The organism is Companilactobacillus mindensis DSM 14500 (assembly GCF_001434275.1).
Taxonomy (GTDB): Bacteria; Bacillota; Bacilli; order Lactobacillales; family Lactobacillaceae; genus Companilactobacillus; species Companilactobacillus mindensis.
The window spans coordinates 63,208-70,480 of the sequence record NZ_AZEZ01000103.1 but is presented as its reverse complement, the minus strand read 5'-3'; the positions used below and the strand labels follow the sequence as shown (position 1 = coordinate 70,480).

At 39.5% G+C, this 7,273-nt stretch carries 5 protein-coding genes and 1 pseudogene; 2 read left to right on the top strand and 4 right to left on the bottom strand.

The genetic code is table 11. The features are described 5' to 3' along the window. Nucleotides 1–339: 339 nt before the first annotated feature. From FD29_RS11000 to FD29_RS10990, 3 genes and pseudogenes are all read right to left on the bottom strand, one after another. Nucleotides 340–1,773: a C69 family dipeptidase gene (locus FD29_RS11000; protein WP_057888959.1), complete on the bottom strand. Its 1,434-nt coding sequence runs from the start codon at nucleotides 1,771–1,773 to the stop codon at nucleotides 340–342. An 82-nt stretch (nucleotides 1,774–1,855) separates the two neighbouring features. After that, nucleotides 1,856–2,863, bottom strand: a pseudogene (tdcB, locus tag FD29_RS10995) (bifunctional threonine ammonia-lyase/L-serine ammonia-lyase TdcB). 254 nt (nucleotides 2,864–3,117) lie between these two features. Next, nucleotides 3,118–4,491, bottom strand: coding sequence for a glycoside hydrolase family 1 protein (locus FD29_RS10990; protein WP_057888958.1), 1,374 nt, complete (start codon nucleotides 4,489–4,491; stop codon nucleotides 3,118–3,120). A gap of 173 nt (nucleotides 4,492–4,664) precedes the next feature. Here FD29_RS10990 and FD29_RS10985 point away from each other — a divergent pair, with 173 nt between their 5' ends. After that, on the top strand, nucleotides 4,665–5,387 hold the full coding sequence (locus tag FD29_RS10985) for a GntR family transcriptional regulator (protein WP_057888957.1): 723 nt from the start codon (nucleotides 4,665–4,667) through the stop codon (nucleotides 5,385–5,387). Nucleotides 5,388–5,469: 82 nt separating this feature from the next. On the opposite strand, the gene FD29_RS10980 is transcribed toward FD29_RS10985, so the two are convergent. Then, nucleotides 5,470–6,492: an LCP family glycopolymer transferase gene (locus FD29_RS10980; RefSeq protein ID WP_057888956.1), complete on the bottom strand. Its 1,023-nt coding sequence runs from the start codon at nucleotides 6,490–6,492 to the stop codon at nucleotides 5,470–5,472. Between the two features lie 156 nt (nucleotides 6,493–6,648). Here FD29_RS10980 and FD29_RS10975 point away from each other — a divergent pair, with 156 nt between their 5' ends. Continuing rightward, complete coding sequence (locus FD29_RS10975) at nucleotides 6,649–7,137, top strand: cysteine hydrolase family protein (protein WP_057888955.1); 489 nt, start codon at nucleotides 6,649–6,651, stop codon at nucleotides 7,135–7,137. Nucleotides 7,138–7,273: the final 136 nt, after the last annotated feature.

The following is a 7,273-nucleotide window of genomic DNA, read 5'->3' as shown; positions in this document are numbered from 1 at the left end:
AAGGCCGTAATTCCTAAATTGTTAAGAATTACGGCCTATTTTTGTACGATTTAAATTGTTAATAATAAGTATACAAGTATTTGCTATTTTGATACTTAATAAAACTGCCTATATTAATACTTCAAAAGCTCCAAAATCCTTAAACCCATTAGTCTGGAATGGAATTCTGGTGGATGCTCAGCCGTGGTAGTCTCTTAGCTGGCGGTACCTTGCCAGGTTAGAGACAGACAAGCTTGAAGACAATTTTTAAATTGGCTCCAAGTTGCTCTCACTGCGTTCCAGCGTCCACCAGAATTTCATGGAAGACGGCAGTGAACCATCAACTAAACAACTATCATTCTAAAGATTTGGATCCATCTTAAATGTTAACTTGGACAATTCAGTACCTTTAGTAATCAAATCAGCAATGTGAGCTTTAGTAGCATCATTGTAGTGTTTAACAATTTCTTTGTTTTGTTCTGTCAAATAGTCCGTCAACTCGTCGCCACTCATAGCAACAGCCTTCTTATCTACAGCGGCAATCTTTCTTCTAGCCCATGAACTTAATTCCTTTTGATAATCAAGGTTTGGTTCAACGAATTCCTTGTAGTGGCTTTCAACGATCATAGCGAGCGTTTCGTACATCCAATAAGCACTCTTCATATCGAGTTTAGCTGGTGTGTAGCTATACGATTCATCGATTTCATTGGCATTAGTAAAGAATGGTACGTGTGGGCAGAAACTTGGAATACCAAAGCCAGTCCATTCAACGCCAGCAGCACCGTTGTTGTCAGAATCTCTCATTTGTAAAATATGTGAATTGGCTGTTCTAGATAGAGAAATGGCCCGATAAGTTCTTCTGTCGTGATCAGAACCGCTGCCCATTGGGTCGTATTTTGTCTCGTTATAGTGTGATTTTAGAATATATTGAATATCTTCAATCGCAATCTTCTTTTCAGCTTTTCTGATGAATGGCAATTCGGCCGATTCTGGTTCTTGTTGAACTGAAGGATTCAAATAACGTTGAGCAAACCAAACACGTGGTGTGTTGTAGTGGTGGTCTTGTTCAGTATCTGTTCCGAAGATGTGTCTGAAGTCCCAACGATCAAAGTCAGGGTTCAAGTTGTTTTCTTCAACGAATTCTTGGATACCGTCGGCCCACATGTAGTTGTCAGGGTCATTGAAGTCAATATCTTGAATTGCTACTTGGTTGGCCGCAACAGCATAGCAGTCGTCAGGAATACGAACGGCGACCCATTGGTGACCAGTAACGACTTCCATGTACCAAACTTCATTCTTATCGTTGAATTGCAGGCCATTACCTTCGGCGGAACCGTATTTAGCAACTAAATTGCCAAGGTATTTAACACCATCTCTAGCTGAATCGATGTATGGCAAAACCAACGTAGCCAATGAATCTTCGGCTAAACCATCTTTGACGTATGGATCAAAAGCGAGAACTTTTTCATTAGCGTAAACACTTTCTGTGGCACTCATACCAACGTTCTTCTCGTTGAAGCCATCTTCTTCGTTAGGACCAGCGCTTTGGTTAGCATCTGGAGTAGCTGTGTAGCGATAGCCACTTTCTGGGAAAGGTGCAGTCATTTTGTTGTATGGTGAAACATATGTCTCGTGACGGTCTGAAACTGCTGGTTGAACGATGATCCGCTTTGGATGAATAGCAATCAGGCGGTCTTCATTTCTAGAAATATACGTAGCTCCATCCATTGAAGCCTTCTTACCAACCATAATTGATGTACAAGCTGAGTTTTCAATTCGATCTAGTTCTGTCATTTTTTATCCCCCAATTCAAAATCTTCTTATATAATTATGATACCGTTTTTAGGAGTCTAAAACACCCTCAGTCTTAAAAATACTAAGCTTCGATTGTTTGCGAAACTCGCTGCAAGTCAACATTTCCACCCGAAACTAAAGCAACGACTTTTTTATCGACCAACCATTTATCGGCAATTTTGTGAGCTTCCAAGGCGGCTGTTGGTAAAGCTCCTGCACCTTCAACCACTGTCTTTGTCCGTTGCAAGAGATCCTTCATCGCTTTGGCAATTTCTTTTTCACTAACGAGAACCATCTCATCAACTAAATTTTCAGTGATTGGAAAAGTAATTCGTCCCGGCGTTGCGACAGCTGTTCCATCAGCCAAAGTCTTCCCTTGACTGAAACTGGTCAATTTATCAGCTTCATAAGAGGCTGTCATACCGTGAACATTCTCCGACTGTACACCTACAATGTGAATCTTAGGATTAAAATTCTTCAAAGCAGTCGCAACGCCTGAGATCAAACCACCACCACCGACTGGCACAATAACCGTATCAACATCTCACAACTGATCGAGAATCTCCAACCCAATCGTACCTTGACCGGCAATCACATCCGCATCATCGTATGGATCTACGATCGTATAGCCTTTTTTAGCTGCTTCCTGTTCCATATATTGATGAGCTTCATCAAAATTATCGCCATGCAAAATTACTTTGGCACCATAGCCTGCTGTGGCTTCTTGCTTGGATAAAGGTGCTCCATGGGGCATTACCACAACAGCATCGATCCCTAGCAGATGGGCTGTCAAAGCAACCCCTTGAGCATGATTACCTGCCGAAGCCGTGATGACACCACGCTTTTTTTGTATTGACGTTAGATGATTGATTTTGTTAAACGCTCCGCGGAATTTGAACGATCCTGTCAGCTGCATATTTTCTAATTTCAAATAGACGTCTCCATGACAAACATTTCGACTCAAAAACATCGACTGCAACAGCGGCGTCGTCCGACCCACTTTATGGATCAAATGACTAGCCTCTTCAATATCTTGCAAACTCACTGGATTTTTAAATTGCTTTTTTTCAAGCTCTGCGACTGAAATCATCAAAGCCCACCTCCTACTTCATTTCATTTTCATGATAACGGTTACATTTAATAAAAGCAACCAATTATTGTGATTTATATCACATTTTTAAAAACTGTTCAAAGCTAGTGAACACTTGTCTTTCAAGCGATTTTTTATTATTGATTCAAATTTATTTTTCATGAAAATGTACTATTATTTTCATTTGTCTCATAAATACGAAATAAAAAAAAATCACCGCTGACTCAAAATATTGAATCAACGGTGATTTTACGTTACTCAAGACTTTCCCCATTACTCTTGATAACTCTTTGCAGCCACCAGTAGCTCTTCTTAGGAATTCGCTTGAGATCTTTCAAATCGTGGTTAGTCCGATTGACATAAACGGTTCCGTAGCGTTTGTCCATATTGCCACTGGAACTAGGAATATCGATCAAGCCCCAACCCAAATATCCTAATACTTCAACGCCATCTTCCAAAATAGCCTCTTTCATCGCTTGGATATGATTACGCATATAGTCGATTCGATAATCATCTTGAATCTCTTTTCCAGTGTACTCTTCACGAAATCCGATACCATTTTCGATTGGAAACATTGGTACACAATACTGGTTATAAACTTTGGTCAAAACATCTCTGAATCCCAACGGATCAATCTGCCAACCAAATTCTGAAGTCTGCAAGTAGGGATTCCGCTTCAAACCGAAATCTAAATATTGATTAGGGACCGTTCCGGCCGGAACTTCAGTCGAATCGACCGTGTCGCTACGATAATAGCTAAAGGCAATGAAGTCAGAAGTTACTTTGATCAAAGTCTCATCATCATTTAATTGATAATCCATTTCGATCTTGTGATTTCTGACATAGTTCATCACTTCGTTGGAATAACGTCCATAAACGAAAGCATCCAACAAATTCCGATTCAAAAATTCATCAATTTGGCGAGCATATAAAATATCTTTGGGATTAGCCGTAGCTGGATAAACTTCGCTGTAAGCCAACATGCCACCAACTAAGCAGTCAGTCTGTTCATGAATATAGTTAGCCACACCGGCGTGAGCAAGCATGACGTGATGACTGATTTGGTACATTTCGTTGACCGTTTTATCACCAGTCAAATAACCAGAAATATTAAAAACTTCACTGGTATGATAAAGATTTTGTTCGTTAAAAGTAACCCAATATTTTACTCGGTCGCCGAAACGTTTGACCATCTCAATTCCATATCTAACAAAAGCACTGACAACAGGCCGAGATAAAAAGCCATTGTATTTTTTAGCCAAAGCTAATGGCATGTCAAAATGATACAGGCAGATCATCGGTTTAATATTGCGCTTCAACAGTGCATTGATGAGCCGATCGTAAAAAGCAATCCCTGCTTCGTTAAAATTACCATCGCCATTGGGATCAACCCGACTCCAGGATATTTGAAAGCGGTAAAAATTCATCCCTTGATTAGCCATCAAATTAATATCTTGTTCATAGTTGTGATACGCGTCGATTCCATCGTGCCAGTCAGACGTTTCCTTAGTTGCTGGTTTGAGATCATAAACCGATAGTCCTTTGCCATCAACATTCCAAGCTCCCTCAGTCTGCATGCTTGATGTCGAATTTCCCCAGAAGAAATCTTTTGGCAGTTTGTCTGTCATAATTAGCTCGCCCTCTCGTTTTGTATTCGCTTTCAGTATACTGCAAATTATATACATGTGAATAACATTTTGTCCAGATGTGTATACTTTTAAATAATAAGGAAATAATTCATTTTTCATGGTAAACTTTTCTTTAAATGGTATTTCGCAACGTTTTTAGGAGATCGATATATATGGCTTACAAATACAAAGAAATCGCCAATGAACTAAGAAAACAAATCAAATCTGGCAAATATGCTCCTGGAGCAGCAATTCCTGATCAAAATCAAATCGCTCAAAATTTTAACACGACCAGAATCACCGTCCACAAAGCTCTGCAGCTCTTGATGGTTGAAGGTATGGTTTATTCCAAACGTGGCTCTGGTACTTATGTTCGCAAAGACTATACTAACGAGCATAGTAACAATTACGGCAACGTCTCACCGATCGACAAACCCTTTGGAGCTACTAAAACCAATCAAGGCAAGGCAGTCACGAGTAAAGTTTTGGAATTATCAGCTCGTATTCCTACACGTGAAGAAGCCGACAAATTGATAATCCCACCGACTGAACCAGTCTATGTCATTCAACGTGTCCGCTACGTCAATGGCAAAGTTTTCGCTTACGAGCATACGATCATGCCTACTTCGATCACTACCTTGACCAAAGATATTTTGGAAAAGTCAATCTATGGACACTTACAGAGTAAAGGTCTGCAGATCGAAGGTACCCACCGAATCGTGCGGGCTGACAAAGCTAGTCAATCTGACGTTGAAAATGGCATTGCCCACCAATTAGGCGAACCTGTTTTAGTGATCAATCAGCTGAGTTACCTCGACGACGGCCAGCCTTTTGAAATAGCTGAATCACGTTTTCCATATGAAGATAGCCAATTAACGGCTGATATTACTTTATAAAAAAAGCGATGATAAGTTGATCCTTTAAGGATTTTCTCATCATCACTTTTTTTATAAACCTCAATTAATTCTGATATCTTGTCTAGTAAGTATTGTTAGTATAGAACATTTTATCCAAACCATAAGTATTGTAGTCGGTGTCGTCTTCATTTTCGAAGAAGGCCTTGTTCTTAGCGTTCAACTGGGTTTCGGTATTGTCCAAAGTCTTTTGACTCAAGCCTAGATTGGCGCGTAACTTGTTTGAAGCTTGTTGCATCGTTTCAGTTGGCAAAATTTGATATGAGCTGCCATTGATCCAAGCTGTCTGCCCTTGAATTTGGTTAAAGTCCATATTTTTGGAACTGCCGTTATACTTCAAGACGATTTGGTCAATTTGACTCGTCGTTAAATCAGTACTGATATCATTGCCTAATTTTTTGATCAAATCAGGAATCTTAACTAAATATTTTGGTTGTTCCAATTTTCTAACGACCGCTTTTAAGATTTGTTGCTGACGAATCTGACGGCCATAGTCGCCACGTGGATCTTGGTAACGCATTCGTGCATAAGTCAGTGCTTCTTTACCGTTCAAATGATGCGTCCCCTTAGGAATCGTTATGCCGTCGAAAGAAACATTCAAATCACTGGTAACCGTTACGCCACCAACAAAATCAACCGTCTTTTCCAAAGCGTCCATATTGATAGCCACATGATAATCAACTGGTACACCCAACAAACTGCCGACCGTACTCTTAGCCATCTTTGAAAGTCCAATGTTATAAGCCGCATTGATCTTTTGAACGTTCTTTTCTTTGTCGCCGACCATCTCAGCCATCGCATCTCGAGGAATCGAATAAGCCACCGTCGTCTTTTTTTGTGGATTCAAAGCTAAAAGCATCATCGTATCAGAATTGCCCCGATCAACCCGTCCATCGGTCCCGGTATCAGCTCCTAGAAGTAAAATAGAGAATGGTTTGCTTTGGTCGATATTCTTAGAAACACTTGTTTTATTAGTATCCAAAGAATTCAATGACTGTTGCGTTCGATAAATAAAGAAACCGCCGATCCCTAGAACCAAAACTAGAACTAAGCCAATAATAATCGAAAACACCTTTAATTTTTTCATTTTTTATATCCTATAATTTTAATTTTTTTAATTATAAAACGAAACAATCTTTAATATCAAATTTTTGAAAGAGACATTTCTTCATAATATCACTTTCAAAACTGTTATTAGAATGGTAGGCTCAGAATATAATTTATTTTTAGGGGAAGTGTTATTATGCCAGAATTAGCAGAGGCTTTAGTCATTGTTGATATGCAAAAGGCCTTTCAATACAGTTACGATTTCAACGGTTTAGTTCACCGGATCAACGACCGTATTTTTTCATATCGCCAAGCCAATTTGCCAATAATTTATATCCAACACAACGATCAATACATCGTCCGTGGTAGTGAACTTTGGCAATTATCTGGCAAGCTCGACAAACAAAAAGAAGACACAGTTATCGAAAAATTCCATCCTAATGCCTTTTATCAAACTAATCTCAATAAAGTTTTAATGGAGAATCACATTCGTACTATCGAAATGTGTGGTGCGCAGACTGAATACTGTTGCAATGCTTCAGTCGTCATGGCCCATGGACTGGGATACAAGGTTCTTATGGAACATGATATGACCACAACTTTCGATAATGATTATATGATCGTCGAAGATACGATTTTGTTCTTTGAAAATGTTTGGAACAAACGGTTTGTTACTATTCAATAGTTTTGGTGGCGGTGGTTTAGGTTCACTGCCGTCTTCCATGAAATTCTGGTGGACGCTGGAACGCTGTGAGAGCAACTTAGAGCCAATTACGGTTCAAATTGTCTCTAAGCTTGTCTGTCTCTAAACTGGCAAAGTT

Bases quoted from the DNA above. Each gene is read 5' to 3' on its own strand.
- FD29_RS11000 (WP_057888959.1), bottom strand. From the start codon at position 1,773: ATGACAGAACTAGATCGAATTGAAAACTCAGCTTGTACATCAATTATG.
- FD29_RS10990 (WP_057888958.1), bottom strand. From the start codon at position 4,491: ATGACAGACAAACTGCCAAAAGATTTCTTCTGGGGAAATTCGACATCA.
- FD29_RS10985 (WP_057888957.1), top strand. From the start codon at position 4,665: ATGGCTTACAAATACAAAGAAATCGCCAATGAACTAAGAAAACAAATC.
- FD29_RS10980 (WP_057888956.1), bottom strand. From the start codon at position 6,492: ATGAAAAAATTAAAGGTGTTTTCGATTATTATTGGCTTAGTTCTAGTT.
- FD29_RS10975 (WP_057888955.1), top strand. From the start codon at position 6,649: ATGCCAGAATTAGCAGAGGCTTTAGTCATTGTTGATATGCAAAAGGCC.